This is a genomic window from Stappia taiwanensis (assembly GCF_014635285.1).
Lineage (GTDB): Bacteria > Pseudomonadota > Alphaproteobacteria > Rhizobiales > Stappiaceae > Stappia > Stappia taiwanensis.
This window is the reverse complement of the sequence record NZ_BMCR01000002.1, coordinates 43,796-56,780: the sequence shown is the minus strand read 5'-3', so window position 1 is coordinate 56,780 and position 12,985 is coordinate 43,796. Positions and strand designations below refer to the sequence as shown.

Here is a 12,985-nt window from a genome sequence, read left to right as displayed (position 1 = left end):
CCGGGCCGGATATGACCGGCGATTGGCAGCCAGCGGGAGGTCGCCGCCAGACCCTGGCCGGAGGGGGATCGCCTGACGCGGGAAAGCTGCAAGGGGGAACGTTGCCGGCGGCGCGTGGGCTGACCTTGGAACTGCGGCAAGAGGGCGCGGATCGCCGGTATCGGCGGGAGTGCCTTTCGAGGAAGTGGAGGCGGCGTCAGCCGTAGCGGCTGTCGATCAGCGAGACCGTGTTGCCGCGATGGCGTTCAAGCCGGCCGGCGAGTTCCAATTCCAGCAGTACCACGTTGACCGCCCGGGTATCGAGACCGGTGAAACGGATCACTTCATCCACGTCGACCGGCGTCGAGCCGAGGGCTGAGAGCAGCGCGGCACGGGTGCCGTCGTCGACTGTGAGCGGCTGCCGGGGCGCATCGCGGCTGGGCTCTTCAATGTCGATTGGCAGGAACGGGTCGCCATGATGGTGGGGGCCGAGGCTCTCGATCACATCGGCGCCGCTGCCGACCAGGGTGGCGCCATCGCGGATCAGCTTGTTGCCACCCTCGGAGCGCGGGTCGAGCGGCGAGCCGGGCACGACGAACACCTCCCGGTTCTGTTCGGCGGCAAAGCGGGCGGTGTGCAGCGACCCTGAGGCCCGGGCCGCCTCGATCAGCACCGTTGCCAGCGATATTCCCGAGATCAGCCGGTTGCGGCGGGGGAAGTCGCGCGCGCGGGGCTTCCAGCCGAGCGGCATTTCGCTGACGAGTGCGCCACCGGCGGCCAGCAGATCCTCCAGCAATTGCCGGTTCTGCGGCGGGTAGAGAATATCGACGCCGCCGGCCAGCACCGCCACCGTACCACCGGCAAGGGACGCCCGGTGGGCGGCGGTGTCGATGCCGCGGGCCAGGCCGGAAATGACCCGATAGCCGGCGTTGGACAGATGCGCGGCGATCTCGCCGGCGATCTTCTGGCCGGCCAGCGAGGCGTTGCGGGCGCCGACGATGGCAATGGCGGCGGGATCGGCAAGCGGCGCGTCCGCGCCGCGCACGGCGATCAGGGGCGGGGCGCCGTCCACCTGGCGCAGGAGCGGCGGATAGCCATATTCGCCCAGGGCCCGGAAATGGCCGCCAAGCCGGTGCAGCGCCTCGACTTCCGCTTCCGCCTCCTCAAGCGGGTGGATGCGGATGCGGCGCTTGCCGCCCCGGCGCGACAGTTCCGGCAGGGCATCAAGGGCGGTTTCCGCCGAGCCGGTGTGATTGACCAGTTCGCGAAAGGTGATCGGTCCGACGTTTTCCGAGCGGATGAGCCGCAGCCATGCAAGGCGCTGCCGATCCGTCAGGGCCCTGTGGCCAGGCGGGACGGCGGCGTCGGCGCTCATCCCTTGCTGCCGATCCGGCTTTCCGTGCCCGTGAGCAGGCGGCGGATGTTCTCGTGATGCTTGGCCCAGAGCAGCAGCGTCAGAAGCGCCATCATCTCCGCCATCTGCACCCGGTCGAACATCCAATAGAGCAGGGCCGGGCTGAACAGGCTGGCAACCAGAGCCGACAGCGACGAATAGCGCAGCGCGAGGGCCATCCCGATCCAGACGCCGATGAAGCAAAGGGCCGCCGGCCAGAACAGGCCGAAGAGGATGCCGAGATAGGTGGCCACCCCCTTGCCGCCGCGAAACCGCAGCCACAGCGGGAAAAGGTGGCCGAGGAAGGCGCCGAGCCCGGCGATCAGGGCGATATCCGGTCCGCCGTATCGCCCGGCGATCAGCACCGCCACCGTTCCCTTCAGCATGTCGCCGACAAGGGTCAGGGCGGCAAGGTGCTTCTTGCCGGTGCGCAGCACATTGGTGGTGCCGATATTGCCGGAGCCGATCTGGCGGATGTCGCCTTCACCGGCAAGGCGGGTGATCAACAGCCCGAATGGAATGGCGCCGAGCAGATAGCCGAAGGCCAGGGCGGTCAGGTAATAGGGCCAGTCGAACCCCCAACTGATCGGGTCGGGCAATGTGCAGCCTCCGGTTGCGCTTTGGCGGCAAGACTAGGGCGAGACCTCGCGTCCCGCAACAATGGTGTGAAGGACCTTGCCGGAAAAACGGGCGCCCTCGAACGGCGTGTTTTTCGACCGGGAATGGATCTCGCTCTTTTCCAGAATCCAGGGCCGGTCCGGGTCGAACACGACGAGATCGGCCGGCGCCCCGGCGGCAAGCCGTCCGCTGGCAAGACCAAGCCGGCGCGCCGGGTTGCAGGTCATCGCCGCCAGCAGGCGCGTCAGGGACAGATCGCCCGAGTGCACCAGCCGCAGGCCGGCGGAGAGCAGGGTTTCCAGGCCGATGGCGCCATCGGCGGCCTCGGCGAAGGGGTGCCGCTTGGTCTCCACGTCCTGCGGGTCATGATTGGAGGTGATCACGTCGATGGTGCCATCGGCAAGGCTTGAGACCATCGCCTGGCGTTCCTCCTCCGACCGCAGCGGCGGCGACATCTTGAAGAAGGTCCGGTAGGGGCCGATGTCGTTTTCGTTGAGCGTCAGGTGGTTGATGGAGATGCCGCAGGTGACGTCGAGCCCGTCGTTCTTGGCCCGGGCCATCGCCCGGGTGCTGTCGGCGCAGGAGATGAGTTGGGCGTGGTAGCGGCCACGGGTCAGCGCGGCGAGGCGCAGGTCCCGTTCCATCATGATGATCTCCGCCTCGCGCGGGCTGGCGGGCAGGCCCTTCCAGCTGGCGATCAGCCCCTCGTTCAGCACCCCGTCTCCGGCCAGATCCGGATCCTCGGTGTGATGGACGACGAGGGCGTCGAAGTCGCGCGCATAGGTCAGCAGGCGGCGCATGATGCCCGAATGGGTGACCGAGCGATGGCCATTGGCGAAGGCGACCGCCCCGGCCTCCTGCAACAGGCCCATCTCGCTCATCTCGGTGCCGTGCAGCCCCTTGGTGAGCGCGGCCATCGGGTGAACGCGCACGCAGGCGGTGTCGCGCGCCCGGCGCAGGATGAAATCGACCAGCGCCGGATCGTCGATCACCGGTTCGGTCTGCGGCGAGGTGACCATGGTGGTGACGCCGCCGGCGGCGGCCGCCTGGCTAGCGCTGGCAAGTGTTTCCCGGTGCTCGCCGCCCGGTTCGCCGACGGTGACGCCCATGTCGATCAGCCCCGGAGCGACGACCGCCCCGGCGACATCGAGGACCCTTGCGCCATCCGGCGCGCCTTGATTGATCGCCTCGGGGCCGGCGGCGCGGATGACGCCGTCTTCGACGATCACGGCGCCGGGGGCGTCCAGATCGCGGGCCGGGTCGATGACCCGGGCATTGGTGAGAACGAGCGGGGTCGCGGGTGTCGCCATATCCGGTGTCCTCATCGGGTGGGCAGATGCGCTGCGAGGGCTTCCAGGACGGCCATGCGCACGGCGACGCCCATTTCCACCTGTTCGCGAATGAGGCTTTGCGGCCCGTCGGCGATCTCCGGGTCGATCTCCACACCCCGGTTCATCGGCCCGGGGTGCATGACCAGCGCGTCCGGCTTGGCGGCGGACAGCTTTTCCCGGTCGAGACCGTAGTAGCGGAAATACTCGCGCACGGAGGGGATGAAGGCGCCGGACATGCGCTCGCGCTGCAGCCGCAGCATCATGACGATATCGGCGCCGTCGAGGCCCTGGCGCATGTCGCGGCAGACTTCCACGCCCATCTGTTCGATGCCGGAGGGAAGCAGTGTCGCAGGCGCCACGACCTTGACCCGCGCGCCGAGCGCATTGAGCAGGATGATGTTCGACCGGGCAACCCGCGAATGCAGGATGTCGCCGCAGATCGTCACGGTCAGGCGGGCGATCTTGCCCTTGTGCCGGCGGATGGTCAGCGCATCGAGCAGCGCCTGGGTCGGGTGTTCATGGGCGCCGTCACCGGCGTTGATCACCGAACAGCCAACCTTCTGCGCCAAGAGATGCACCGCGCCGGCGGCATGGTGGCGCACGACGATGATGTCCGGGTGCATCGCGTTCAGTGTCGCCGCCGTGTCGATCAGCGTCTCGCCCTTCTTCACCGAGGAAGAGGAGACGGACATGTTCATCACGTCGGCGCCAAGGCGCTTGCCGGCGATCTCGAAGGAGGATTGGGTGCGGGTCGAGGCTTCGAAGAACAGATTGATCTGGGTGCGGCCACGCAGCACCGATTTCTTCTTCTCGACCTGACGGCTGATCTCCACGGCCGCTTCGGCGCGGTCGAGAAGCATGAGGATGTCCTGCGGCTGGAGACCTTCGATCCCGAGCAGGTGACGATGCGGATAGACGTCCGCGGCGGGGGGAATGGATGCGCTCATTAAAGGCAACCCTATAGGCGGATCTTCGGCGTTTCTCAAGCACGGCGCATCAGGGGCGGCCGATTTCTCCACCGCGCTTCTTGTCCGCGCGAGGGGCGGAGGCTTCCTTCGCGTGACCGTGGGGGGGCTTTGCGTGACCCGTGCGGGGGCTCAGACCGCGAGCAACAGCACCAGCGGCATGGTGAGGGCGGCGGCGAGGGTTTGCAATGTCAGGATTTCCGCCATCAGCTTGGCGTCGCCGCCCATCTGCCGGGCGAGCAGGAAGGAACCGCCGGCGCTGGGCACGGAAAGGGCGATCAGGACGGCGATGCGGGCCGGTCCGTCCAGCCCGATGAGGCTGGCGAAGAGGACGCCGAAGGCGGGCATCACCAGGAGTTTCAGAAGCGTAGCGGTGGTGAGCGCCGGGCCGGGCCGGCGCAGGGCGTTGAGGTCGAGCCCGGCGCCGACGCAGACGATGCCGATCGGCAGGGCGGCGCTGCCGAGGATTGTCAGGGTCGACCAGGCGAAGCCAGGCAGCGGCAGGCCGCTGACATTGAGGGCAAGGCCGAGGCCGGTCGACCAGATGAACGGGTTCTTCAGAAGGTCGAGGATCAGCTTGCGCGCGCCGGGCGCGCTGCCGCTGGCGAATCGGGACAGAACCAGCACGCAGATGACGTTGAGCAGCGGCACCATGGCGACGATGGCAACCGCGAGCAGGGCCACGCCATCGGCGCCGAGCAGCTCATCGGCGATGGCCAGCGCGACGAAGGTGTTCCAGCGGATCGCCCCTTGAAAGATGGAGGTGAAGCGCGGACCGTCGATGGCGAAGGCGCGTTTCAGCAGCGGTTGCAGCGCCAGACCCAGCACCGCCATGGCCAGGATCGACAGCACCAGGGTGGCGCTCATGCCGAAGGCGGGCAGTGCCATGAAGTCGGTGCGGGCGACATTGGAAATGATGATCGCCGGAAACAGCAGGAAATAGGTGATCTTCTCGATGCCGCGCCACTGATCGCCGGTGATCAGCCCCATGCGGGCGACCACATGGCCGGCGGCGATGACCAGAAGGACCGGGATCAGGGCGTTGAGGACACCGCTCATGGCCGGTCGGTCGGCTCGGTGCTGGCGGCCCTGCGCATATGGGCGAACCGGTCGAGCAGCCCTTGCAGGATGTAGGAGGCGGCCATCTTGTCCACGAGTTCGGCCCGGCGCGCGCGCGACCGGTCCGCCTCGATCAGGGTGCGGGTGACGGCGGCGGTCGACAGCCGTTCGTCCCAGGCGGTCATCGGCAGGTCGGTGAGGGGGGCGAGGTTGCGGGCAAAGGCGCGGGTCGCCTGCACTCGTGGGCCTTCGCTGCCATCCATGTTGAGCGGCAGGCCGATCACCAGACCGCACACCTGATGCTGGGTGCAGATTTCCAGCAGCCGGGCGGCATCGACGCCGAATTTCTTGCGCCGGATGGTCTCCAGCGGCGTGGCGATGCCACGCCCCAGGTCGGACAGGGACAATCCGATGGTCTTGGTGCCAAGGTCGAGGCCGATCAGCCGGCCGGTGGCCGGCAGCAGGGCGGCGAAGTCCTCATGGGACAGGAGCGGGTCATTTGCCATTCTGGCGCTTTAGCATGGGTTTGCCCGATGGAACAGATCGCGGCATTGTCGAAGCTGGTTGCGGACTCAGAGCGTCCGCCAGTCGGACCTGTCACAGGGAGTTGCCCCACCATGAAAATCACCTTCTTCGGACACTCGGCCTTTCGCGTCGACATCAAGGATGCGTCGATCCTGATCGACCCGTTCATGACGGGGAACCCGTCCTTCCCCGCAGGGCTCGACGTGGCCACCGCCAGCGCCGGCGTCACCCATATCCTGATCACCCATGGCCACGACGATCATATCGGCGATGTGGTGGAGATCGCCCGCAGCACCGGCGCCCAGGTGACGGCGAATTTCGAGATCGTGAGCTGGGTCCAGTCGCAGGGCATCGAGGCGGTCAATCCGATGGGCTGCGGTGGCACCGTCGATGTCGGCCCGTTCCAGGTGTCGCTGACCCAGGCCCAGCACAGCTCCTCCTCTCAGGCGAACGGCTGGCCACCGGTCTATCTCGGTACCGCCAACGGCATCGTGGTTTCCGCGCCCGGCGAGCCGACGCTGCTGCATATGGGCGACACGGACATCTTCAGCGACATGGCGCTGATCCACGATCTGCATGCGCCCAAGATCGGCATCGTGCCGATCGGCGACCGCTTCACCATGGGGGCACGCTCGGCGGCGCTTGCCTGCCGGCGCTATTTCGACTTCGACACCGTCATTCCCTGTCATTTCGGAACCTTCCCGATTCTGGCGGCCTCCGCCGATGCCTTCGTGGAGGAAATGGGCGACAAGGCGGAGACGGTGCGGGTGATGACCCCGGGGGCTGCGCTGGAGGCCTGAGCGCGGGGCGCATCGATAGGAGCGGAAACGCGGTGGACAAGCGGCAAATGTTCACGTAATGTTCTTGATGTTGCCGTTGGTCTTGCGTTTCCGTTTTCACCTCGTGTTCCGCCGGAGCTCCCATGTCGCCTCCGATCCATTTCCGTTCCAGTGTCGATGCGTATCTGGTCCATCTTGCCGCAGGCGATCTTGGCGCGGCGGCGCGGGAGTTCCACGCGTCGGCCATCCGCGTCTTCGAAAACGATGTGCTGGTGGCCCGCGACGCGGAGACCTATTTCCGCAAGCTGCAACCGATCCTGCGGCGGGCGGTGATGATGCGCGGCACGATCGACCGGCTGTGCCGCGACCGGCCGGGGGAGACAGCGGCCGTTCTGTGCCGGTTCGATGGGGTCGACACCGACGGCAAGCTGGTGCGCGATGAGGTGCTTTACCAGCAGCGCTGGTCGGGCGGACAGGTGGTGGAGGAGCGGCAGTATCGCGGTGCGGCTCTGGCTCCGGCGATCTCGGCGGCGCTGGAGGCGGGGATGCTGGCGCCGGAGCCTGGCACGGTCCGGTTGATGCAAAGTGGCGGGACCGCCGCTTGTCTTGCCGGGACGAACCAGGCGCGGATCTGCGCCTGAGGTCGGGCGCCAATTTCCGGGGGCAGGGCTTAAATCGGGTATCGGGGCGCCGATCTCCGGCCTGTGGCTTGCCGCCGGGCAAAGGCAGGTGATATAGGCCGGGGACAGTTCAAGGATCGGCCGTTTGCCCGATCCCCACAGCCCGGAGAACCAGATGTCCGTCGATATCGACACTGTGAAACGCGTCGCGCATCTCGCGCGCATCAAGGTCACGGACGACGAGGCCGGTCAGATGACCGGAGACCTCAACAACATCCTCGCCTTCGTCGAGCAGCTTGATGAGGTCGACGTGTCCGATGTGGAGCCGATGACCTCGGTGGTCGAGCAAAGCATGAAGAAGCGCGCGGACGAGGTCACCGACGGTGATTATGCCGCCGACGTGGTCGCCAATGCGCCGGCCTCGGAAGACAATTTCTTCATGGTCCCGAAGGTGGTGGAATAATCCATGCCCGTGTCGATCGGCGTGGAAAGCCCGCTGACCGACGAGATGCGGGAGCTGATTGCCGAACTCAACGCGGCGCTTCTGGCGCTGACCCCCACTGAGCATTGCTATCACATGTCGGTGGAGGAGATGGCGGGGCCTGCGACGAGCGTTTTCGTCGCCCGCGAAGAGGGGAGGGCAATCGGCTGCGGCGCGTTGCGGCGCCATCCGGCCGGTATCGGCGAGTTGAAGCGGATGTTCACCCGCCCGGAGGCGCAGGGGCGCGGCATCGGCGGTCTGATCCTGGAGCGGGCCTTGAAGCGGATGGGGCGCTGGCGCAGCAGGAGGGCCTTCTTCGGCTGGTGCTGGAGACCGGTCACCGCCATCCGGCCGCCTGGCGCGTCTATGAGCGGGCCGGGTTCGTTCGCTGCGCTGCCGTGCTTGACTATCCCGAGACCGAATATTCGGTTTTTTACGAAAAGCCGCTGAATCCAAAGCCTGAAGAGAATAGCCCATGAGCGAGTTGACCAACCTGACCCTGGCCGAGGCGCGTGACAAGCTGTCGGCGCGCGACATCAGCGCGAGCGAGCTGACCGGCGCCTTTCTGGACGCGATTGCCGCCGGCAATCCGGCGCTGAACGCCTATGTGGCGGTGACCGGCGACGAGGCGCGGGCAATGGCGGCGCGGTCCGACGAGAAGCTGGCCAATGGCACCGGCGGGGCGCTGGAGGGCATTCCGCTCGGCATCAAGGACCTGTTCGCCACCCGGGGCGTGCATACCCAAGCGTGCAGCAACATCCTCAAGGACTTCAAGCCCCATTACGAATCGACCGTCACCGCCAACCTCTGGGCCGATGGCGCGGTGATGCTGGGCAAGCTGAACATGGACGAATTCGCCATGGGCTCCTCCAACGAGACCTCCTGCCACGGCAAGGCGATCAACCCGTGGCGGCGCAAGGACTCCGATCAGGCGCTGGTGCCTGGCGGTTCCTCCGGTGGTTCGGCGGCGGCCGTGGCGGCCGGGCTGTGCCTCGGGGCAACGGCGACCGACACCGGCGGCTCGATCCGCCAGCCGGCGGCGCTGACCGGTACCGTCGGCATGAAGCCGACCTACGGGCGCTGCTCGCGCTGGGGCGTGGTGGCCTATGCCTCCTCGCTCGATCAGGCCGGGCCGATCACCCGGACCGTGCGCGACAACGCGATCCTGTTGCGGTCGATGGCTTCGGTCGATCCCAAGGATACCACCTCGGTGGACCGGCCGGTGCCGGACTACGAGGCGGCGGTGGGCCGTTCGGTCAAGGGGCTGAAGATCGGCATTCCGGCCGAATACCGGGTCGAGGGCATGCAGGGCGCGGTCGACAGCCTGTGGCAGCAGGGCATTGCCTGGCTGAAGGACGCAGGCGCGGAGATCGTCGAGATTTCCCTGCCGCACACCAAATACGCCCTGCCGGCCTATTACATCGTCGCGCCGGCGGAAGCCTCGTCCAACCTCGCCCGCTATGACGGCGTGCGGTACGGGCTTCGCGTCGACGGCACCGACATTGCCGACATGTATGAAAACACCCGGGCCGCCGGATTCGGCACCGAGGTCAAGCGCCGGGTGCTGATCGGCACCTATGTGCTGTCGGCGGGCTATTACGATGCCTATTACCTGAAGGCGCAGAAGGTGCGCACGCTGATCAAGCGCGACTTCGATCTGGCGTTCCAGGCCGGCGTCGATGCGATCCTGGCGCCGGCGACGCCGGACGCGGCCTTCGCCCCGGGCGAGTTTTCCGATCCGGTCTCCATGTACCTCAATGACATCTTCACGGTGACGGTGAACATGGCCGGCCTGCCGAGCCTTGCCGTGCCGGCGGGGGTGAATGGCGATGGCCTGCCGCTCGGCCTGCAGTTGATTGGCCGTCCGTTCGACGAGGAAACCCTCTACAGCCTCGGCTCGACCATCGAGCAGGCTGCCGGCCGGTTCGAGCCGACCCGCTGGTGGTAGGAGCCGGTCGGCTCCCTCAGAAAATGTCTTGATGACAAGGCCGCCGCCGGAGCGATCCGGCGGCGGTTTTTGCATGTGTTTACAAGGGCGTATCCTAGCGATTGTCCGGTTCGGCGCGTACGCGATAAAGGCCGAGCCGGGTGATGCGATAGGGCCCGCCGCCGCGCGAGGCGATCAGCCTGCGCCGTTTCAGCTTCTTGAAAAGCGGCAGCGGACAGCCGTTGTGGTGCCAGCCATCGCGGGTGATGCAGGTGCTGTCGATGATGCGGCCGCGATCGTCCTTTTCGACGTCGATCCGTCCGCCCTGCGCCAACAGGTGCAGCACCCGCTGTTCGGGTTTGGAAATGTCCATGGAAGTCCGAAAATTGCGCGCACGAGACCGGTGCCGCGCCGCAGGATGTGGCGCCGGCAGGAACTGGTCTGTGGTCGTGCGTCATGTCCGTTTCGGGGTGCCCTTTAGGGAGGCCGGTCGTTGCGCAATGCGCCGCCGGCGGGCAACCTCGATGATGAAGGAACGGCAGGGTGCTCCGCTCACACCCCATGCTGGGGTGCCGGTGTGCCTTCTGTGTTCCTCGTCCGGTCCGCTTTCGGACCGGCCGTTACCGGGACTCGCGATTTCCGCGCATCAAAACTCCATTGGATCGACGGGGCAAATCTGATGCCTGGCTGGAAAAGGCGCAAGGGGCGGGGAGCGGTTTGCCGAAAACGGGCTGCCGGGTGTTGCCGCAAGGACGCAGACCCCGGGGGGCGAGGGATGGCAGGCGAGAACGGCAATGCGCCGGTCCGCTCAGGGCCATCTCATGCGTTTCAGGTGATTTCGCATTCGCGCAGGTTGATTTAGAAGAGAGGCATGACCCTAGCCGAATCTCTTCCCGTCCTGTTTGGCCTTGCCGGCCTCGTCAATCCATTCACCCTGCTGATCGGCGCCGCGCTTGGTTGGTATGCCGATGCCCGGGTGAAGCTGATTGTCGCTGGCTTTGCCGCCGCCGCGCTCTCCGTCTTGCTCGATGCCGCGCTCAACCTGAGCGGCATGTCGCCGGTGGGGGGCTATGAGGGCGGGCCGCTTGCGGTCTTCCCGTTCCGCTTCGTCGGCGGCGGGTTGGCAGCCGCGCTGACCTATGGCCTGCGCGGCAAGTCCCGTCGCCGCTGATATTGGGGTTGGTCGGCCGGTCTACTTCGCCCGTCTACTTCGCTCGCTGGCCGCTCCAGTCGGCAAACAGGTTCGCATTGGGGCAGTAGTCCGGCGCGTGATCGGCGCCGGTGTTTTGGTGCGCGTCAAGCCAGCCGGCGCATTCCTCCGGCCTGTCGCAGCCAAGGCACTTCTGTGCGGCGCTGTGGAGCGCCAGACCCAGGCCCATGTCTGCCGACATGCCTTCGTCGGCGCCGACCGTGCGCATCATCCGGCCCATCAGGGTGGCGCGCTCGTCCATCCGTTGCAAGATCCCCATGTCGCGTCTCCTTCCGCCCATCCGCTGGACGCGCCGTGCGCGTCTTCAATCGGCACAAGTATGAGATGGTTGCGTTCGCAACGAATTGATCAAGATCAATTCGGGCTGCAGCCTTCGGTTGATCCGGGGCGCGCAATCGTTCCCGAAGGGCGAATCTGCTAATCTTCTCTTCTCAGAGCCCGGTACGATCGGGAGAGGGCCAAATACGGTGGGGAGGGGATGGTCTCGCGCATTTCGACACCGGCCGGAATAGTGGCGGTCACGCCGGTGACGCGCCTGCCGCCGATCAATGTCGGCGATGTCATTGCCGTGCGCGTTGCCCGCCATCTCACCGATTCTGTCATGCGGCTTGTCGCCGGATCCCATCAATTCGATGTGGAGGGCCAAACGATGCTGCCCGTGGGCGCGCGGGCGCGGTTGCATGTGGCGCAGGGGCCGGATGGTCCGCGCTATCATGTTGAGCCTGAGACGCCCGCCCCGACGACGGCGGCGAGCCGGGAGGCGGCGGCGCTGCAGCGGATTTCTGATCTGGCCACCCGGCTTGCCACCGATCAGGACGGGCTGGCGCCGCTTTATGCCGGGGCCACGGCGACGCTGGCCGGGTTCCCGGCCTCGCTGGCGGCCAGCCTGTTGCCTCCAGCGGTACAGGCGGCCATCGTCGCCCTGTTCGGCCTGCGGCTCAGGGGCGATGGAGCGCTCGACGGGCCCAAATTACAGCAAGCGCTGTTGCGTGCCGCAGCCCCCGCCGGTGTGGTGCCCGCGGAAGGCGGGGGATCTCTGGAGGGCGCGCTTGCGACCTTGCGCGCGCTGCTGCGCGATCTTGCCGGCGGTCGGCCTCCGGTTCCCCGACAGGCGGCGCCGCCGGCTCCGCCGGGGCTTTCCCGCCATCCGCGTGGCCAGGCAGGGCTGGCGGCCAGTCCGGAGCTTGCCGCCGCTCTCAGCCGGGGCGAGGCCGGGGAGATCGCCGCCTTGCTGCTTGGCAAGGTGGAGGCGGCGCTGGCCCGGGGGCGGCTCGCGGCGCTTGCCTCGCGCGGACTTCTTGCCGATGCGGAAGGGGCACCGGAGACCGCCCTGTTCGACCGGGTGCTGGAGTTGCCGCTTGCCATTGGCCGGGAAACCGGTGTCCTTAGCCTGCAGATTGGCCGGGACGATACGGAAGGCCATGAGGGCGAAGGGGCCCACCCGGCCTGGCGGGTGCGGTTCGGCCTCGATTTGGCCTGGACGGGGGCCGTGGAAGCGGCGGTCGGCCTCGATGGCCCGCGCCTCTTTGCCACGGTCTGGGCGGAGCGGGAGGCGACCTGTCAGGCCTTGCAAGGCCGGCTCGACGCCTTGCGCGCGGACTTGTCCGCGCAGGGGCTTCAGGTGATGGAGTTGCGGGTGCTGTTTGGTCTGCCTGGCGATCCGCCGGCGCCGTCCGGGCAATATGTGGACCGGGTCTCATGAGCGATGACAGCGATTGGCCCGGCGGGCAGGCGGATGCCCCGCCTCTGGTGCCGGGGCGCAAAACCACACCGCTGGCGGTGGCTCTGCGCTACGACAGTGCCGGCACACGGCGGGTGACGGCCCGGGGGCGCGGCGAGGTGGCGGCGCAAATCCTGGAGCTTGCCGCCGCGCACGGGGTGCCGGTGGAAGAGGATGAGGCACTGGCGGAGGCACTTTCCGGCGTGGAGCTGGACCGGGAGATTCCCGCCGAGCTCTACGAGGCGGTGGCGGCGATCCTGCGCTTCATCCTGCAGGAGCCGGACGCACTAGGCTGACAGAGTGCCCTGTTTCGCCGGCGAAAACGGAACTTCGCGCGGATTGCGCGGCCTACCCTCTTGCGGGCGCGGGCAAGACCCA

General features: G+C 67.3%; 15 protein-coding genes and 1 pseudogene. 8 read left to right on the top strand and 8 right to left on the bottom strand.

Annotated elements, in window-relative coordinates; translation table 11 throughout:
• Window positions 1-196: 196 nt before the first annotated feature.
• From dprA to ruvX, 6 genes are all read right to left on the bottom strand, one after another.
• Window positions 197-1,354 carry a DNA-processing protein DprA gene (dprA, locus tag IEV83_RS04025; RefSeq protein WP_181758872.1) on the bottom strand — a complete coding sequence of 386 codons (1,158 nt, stop codon included), beginning with the start codon at window positions 1,352-1,354 and terminating at the stop codon, window positions 197-199.
• Complete coding sequence (gene plsY / locus IEV83_RS04020) at window positions 1,351-1,971, bottom strand: glycerol-3-phosphate 1-O-acyltransferase PlsY (protein WP_181758873.1); 621 nt, start codon at window positions 1,969-1,971, stop codon at window positions 1,351-1,353. The genes dprA and plsY overlap by 4 nt, the downstream gene beginning before the upstream one ends.
• A gap of 33 nt (window positions 1,972-2,004) precedes the next feature.
• Entirely contained in the window at window positions 2,005-3,300 is a 1,296-nt protein-coding gene (locus IEV83_RS04015; protein WP_181758874.1) for a dihydroorotase, read from the bottom strand.
• 11 nt (window positions 3,301-3,311) lie between these two features.
• Complete coding sequence (locus IEV83_RS04010) at window positions 3,312-4,268, bottom strand: aspartate carbamoyltransferase catalytic subunit (protein WP_181758875.1); 957 nt, start codon at window positions 4,266-4,268, stop codon at window positions 3,312-3,314.
• A gap of 150 nt (window positions 4,269-4,418) precedes the next feature.
• Window positions 4,419-5,345, bottom strand: coding sequence for an AEC family transporter (locus IEV83_RS04005; protein WP_181758876.1), 927 nt, complete (start codon window positions 5,343-5,345; stop codon window positions 4,419-4,421).
• Window positions 5,342-5,851: a Holliday junction resolvase RuvX gene (ruvX, locus tag IEV83_RS04000; protein ID WP_181758877.1), complete on the bottom strand. Its 510-nt coding sequence runs from the start codon at window positions 5,849-5,851 to the stop codon at window positions 5,342-5,344. Before ruvX ends, IEV83_RS04005 begins: the two co-directional genes overlap by 4 nt.
• A 111-nt stretch (window positions 5,852-5,962) precedes the next feature.
• Here ruvX and IEV83_RS03995 point away from each other — a divergent pair, with 111 nt between their 5' ends.
• The 5 genes and pseudogenes from IEV83_RS03995 (at window position 5,963) to gatA (ending at window position 9,698) form a co-directional block, all read left to right on the top strand.
• Window positions 5,963-6,670, top strand: coding sequence for a metal-dependent hydrolase (locus tag IEV83_RS03995; RefSeq protein ID WP_181758878.1), 708 nt, complete (start codon window positions 5,963-5,965; stop codon window positions 6,668-6,670).
• Window positions 6,671-6,792: 122 nt separating this feature from the next.
• The gene (locus IEV83_RS03990) at window positions 6,793-7,290 is read left to right on the top strand and encodes a hypothetical protein (RefSeq protein ID WP_181758879.1); all 498 of its coding nucleotides are present in this window, start codon (window positions 6,793-6,795) and stop codon (window positions 7,288-7,290) included.
• 154 nt (window positions 7,291-7,444) lie between these two features.
• On the top strand, window positions 7,445-7,732 hold the full coding sequence (gene gatC / locus IEV83_RS03985) for an Asp-tRNA(Asn)/Glu-tRNA(Gln) amidotransferase subunit GatC (protein WP_181758880.1): 288 nt from the start codon (window positions 7,445-7,447) through the stop codon (window positions 7,730-7,732).
• 3 nt (window positions 7,733-7,735) lie between these two features.
• Window positions 7,736-8,229, top strand: a pseudogene (locus tag IEV83_RS03980) (GNAT family N-acetyltransferase).
• Complete coding sequence (gene gatA / locus IEV83_RS03975; RefSeq protein WP_181758881.1) at window positions 8,226-9,698, top strand: Asp-tRNA(Asn)/Glu-tRNA(Gln) amidotransferase subunit GatA; 1,473 nt, start codon at window positions 8,226-8,228, stop codon at window positions 9,696-9,698. Before IEV83_RS03980 ends, gatA begins: the two are co-directional and overlap by 4 nt.
• A 94-nt stretch (window positions 9,699-9,792) precedes the next feature.
• Here the strand turns inward: gatA and IEV83_RS03970 are convergent, their stop codons facing one another.
• Complete coding sequence (locus tag IEV83_RS03970; protein WP_181758882.1) at window positions 9,793-10,050, bottom strand: YjhX family toxin; 258 nt, start codon at window positions 10,048-10,050, stop codon at window positions 9,793-9,795.
• 498 nt (window positions 10,051-10,548) lie between these two features.
• Between IEV83_RS03970 and IEV83_RS03965 the strand changes: the two genes are divergently transcribed.
• On the top strand, window positions 10,549-10,848 hold the full coding sequence (locus IEV83_RS03965; protein ID WP_181758883.1) for a phosphatidylglycerophosphatase: 300 nt from the start codon (window positions 10,549-10,551) through the stop codon (window positions 10,846-10,848).
• Between the two features lie 34 nt (window positions 10,849-10,882).
• On the opposite strand, the gene IEV83_RS03960 is transcribed toward IEV83_RS03965, so the two are convergent.
• Entirely contained in the window at window positions 10,883-11,146 is a 264-nt protein-coding gene (locus IEV83_RS03960; protein ID WP_181758884.1) for a DUF6455 family protein, read from the bottom strand.
• Between the two features lie 219 nt (window positions 11,147-11,365).
• Here IEV83_RS03960 and fliK point away from each other — a divergent pair, with 219 nt between their 5' ends.
• Together fliK and IEV83_RS03950 are read left to right on the top strand one after the other, a co-directional pair.
• Entirely contained in the window at window positions 11,366-12,589 is a 1,224-nt protein-coding gene (gene fliK / locus IEV83_RS03955) for a flagellar hook-length control protein FliK (protein ID WP_181758885.1), read from the top strand.
• Complete coding sequence (locus IEV83_RS03950; RefSeq protein WP_181758886.1) at window positions 12,586-12,903, top strand: EscU/YscU/HrcU family type III secretion system export apparatus switch protein; 318 nt, start codon at window positions 12,586-12,588, stop codon at window positions 12,901-12,903. Before fliK ends, IEV83_RS03950 begins: the two co-directional genes overlap by 4 nt.
• Window positions 12,904-12,985 lie beyond the last annotated feature (82 nt).

What these genes read in the sequence shown, in the direction of transcription:
- IEV83_RS03990 (WP_181758879.1), top strand. Translation starts at nt 6,793, where the DNA reads ATGTCGCCTCCGATCCATTTCCGTTCCAGTGTCGATGCGTATCTGGTC.
- dprA (WP_181758872.1), bottom strand. Translation starts at nt 1,354, where the DNA reads ATGAGCGCCGACGCCGCCGTCCCGCCTGGCCACAGGGCCCTGACGGAT.
- gatA (WP_181758881.1), top strand. Translation starts at nt 8,226, where the DNA reads ATGAGCGAGTTGACCAACCTGACCCTGGCCGAGGCGCGTGACAAGCTG.
- IEV83_RS03970 (WP_181758882.1), bottom strand. Translation starts at nt 10,050, where the DNA reads ATGGACATTTCCAAACCCGAACAGCGGGTGCTGCACCTGTTGGCGCAG.
- IEV83_RS04005 (WP_181758876.1), bottom strand. Translation starts at nt 5,345, where the DNA reads ATGAGCGGTGTCCTCAACGCCCTGATCCCGGTCCTTCTGGTCATCGCC.
- IEV83_RS03965 (WP_181758883.1), top strand. Translation starts at nt 10,549, where the DNA reads ATGACCCTAGCCGAATCTCTTCCCGTCCTGTTTGGCCTTGCCGGCCTC.
- ruvX (WP_181758877.1), bottom strand. Translation starts at nt 5,851, where the DNA reads ATGGCAAATGACCCGCTCCTGTCCCATGAGGACTTCGCCGCCCTGCTG.
- gatC (WP_181758880.1), top strand. Translation starts at nt 7,445, where the DNA reads ATGTCCGTCGATATCGACACTGTGAAACGCGTCGCGCATCTCGCGCGC.
- IEV83_RS04010 (WP_181758875.1), bottom strand. Translation starts at nt 4,268, where the DNA reads ATGAGCGCATCCATTCCCCCCGCCGCGGACGTCTATCCGCATCGTCAC.
- fliK (WP_181758885.1), top strand. Translation starts at nt 11,366, where the DNA reads ATGGTCTCGCGCATTTCGACACCGGCCGGAATAGTGGCGGTCACGCCG.
- IEV83_RS03960 (WP_181758884.1), bottom strand. Translation starts at nt 11,146, where the DNA reads ATGGGGATCTTGCAACGGATGGACGAGCGCGCCACCCTGATGGGCCGG.
- IEV83_RS04015 (WP_181758874.1), bottom strand. Translation starts at nt 3,300, where the DNA reads ATGGCGACACCCGCGACCCCGCTCGTTCTCACCAATGCCCGGGTCATC.
- IEV83_RS03995 (WP_181758878.1), top strand. Translation starts at nt 5,963, where the DNA reads ATGAAAATCACCTTCTTCGGACACTCGGCCTTTCGCGTCGACATCAAG.
- IEV83_RS03950 (WP_181758886.1), top strand. Translation starts at nt 12,586, where the DNA reads ATGAGCGATGACAGCGATTGGCCCGGCGGGCAGGCGGATGCCCCGCCT.